At 33.3% G+C, this 1,624-nt stretch carries 2 protein-coding genes; both read left to right on the forward strand.

Annotated features, from left to right (window positions below; all coding sequences use genetic code 11):
* Positions 1–45 precede the first annotated feature (45 nt).
* Positions 46–588 carry a hypothetical protein gene (locus HY951_10500; GenBank protein ID MBI5540477.1) on the forward strand — a complete coding sequence of 181 codons (543 nt, stop codon included), beginning with the start codon at positions 46–48 and terminating at the stop codon, positions 586–588.
* Between the two features lie 91 nt (positions 589–679).
* On the forward strand, positions 680–1,624 hold a 945-nt coding region (locus HY951_10505; GenBank protein ID MBI5540478.1), incomplete at its 3' end, for a TonB-dependent receptor plug domain-containing protein.

Raw genomic sequence — 1,624 nt, forward strand, 5'->3', positions numbered from 1 at the left:
TTAAATATGATTTACCGCCACTTCTTCAAGAAATGAAAAAGATAAATGTTGAAGATTAAAAATATTTTAACGATACTAATTCTTGTTGCATTTGCGTTCAATTCGTTTGGATTCATTTTTTATTTTTTGATCGAAAGAGAGAATGCAAAGGGAAAAGCATTTGAGGAAATAGCTTTGTTAAAATTTAAAGATAAGATTGAAATCATTTCTGTTTCTAAAACCTTGATCAATGAGGGCAAAATCTTTCAGCGTATCAATAAAAAAGAGATTAAGTATGAAGGTAAGATGTATGATATTGTAAAAGAAGAAAAGCGAACAGATAAAATAATTTTCTATTGTATTAACGATAAAAAAGAAGATAAACTGGAAAAAGAATTTGCCAAAACAGTTAATAAAAATCTTAATCAAAATGTAGCTGTAGGTTCTTCCATTAATTTTAATCATCTGATTCAGTATGCCGAATATGGAAGAGTGCCGGGAATTGAATCGCCAATTCAAAAAGTAAAATATTCCAACTATTTGAATAGTAATTACCATCTTAACACTCTGAAAGTTTTAACTCCGCCTCCTAAGGTCTCTCACATCTAACCACTTTTTTTATCATTCCTAAAATTGAAGTTAATTTCTTGTTCTTATATGAATAATGGGAATGAATATTAACAAACAATAATTTTTAAATATGTCGGAGTTCTACATGAAAAGAATTATTCTTTTTATTCTTATAACAATTTCATTTGTACAAGCACAGCAAAAAACTCAAACAGACACATTAATTTATGAGATGAAACAAATTTCAGTTACTGCAACACGCTATGCTGAAAATCTTTTGGAAATTCCTTACGCAGTTTCAATACTTCAATCGCAACTGTTAAAAAACTTACGCGGTTATGGATTGGATGAAGCTCTATCCACTATTCCCGGAGTATTAGCGCAGTCGAGATCGGGTAATCAAGATGTACGGCTTGTAGTTCGCGGGTTTGGAGCTCGTGGTGCCGGTGACAGATCTAATTCGGGTACATCAAGAGGAATCCGTGTTATGGTTGATGGAATTCCCGAAACAGAACCTGATGGCAGAACATCCTTCGATCAAATTGATTTGAGTATTGCCGATAACATAGAAGTAATACGCTCGAATGCTTCTGCGATTTGGGGTAATGCTGCGGGAGGTGTTGTAAATCTATCTACTGTACCTACAGGAACAGATGAAGGAATTTATTTGCGTTCTCTTGTTGGAAGTTTTGGGTTCAATCAGTTCCAAGTTAAAGCCAATACACATTTTCAGAACGGGAAACTTTTTACATCACTCTCAAATAGTAATTTGGACGGATGGAGAAATCATTCCTCCAGTTTTAGAACTTTATTTAATTTGGGTTTGGTTTCAAATTTGGATGAAGGAACAAAACTGGGAATTTTTCTTTCAGGAGTTTCGAATATGTTTCATATTCCGGGACCATTAACGAAGAAACAATTCGATGCAGATCCCACTCAATCAAACCCCACTTATTTACAAAGGGATGAGAGAAGATTTAATCGTTTAGGAAAAATGGGAGTAACACTAAATCACGAATTTGATAATTCAAATAGTATTTCGGGTATGGTGTTTGTAAATCCCAAATATCTTCAA

This window comes from Bacteroidia bacterium (genome assembly GCA_016218155.1).
Classification (GTDB): domain Bacteria; phylum Bacteroidota; class Bacteroidia; order Bacteroidales; family GWA2-32-17; genus GWA2-32-17.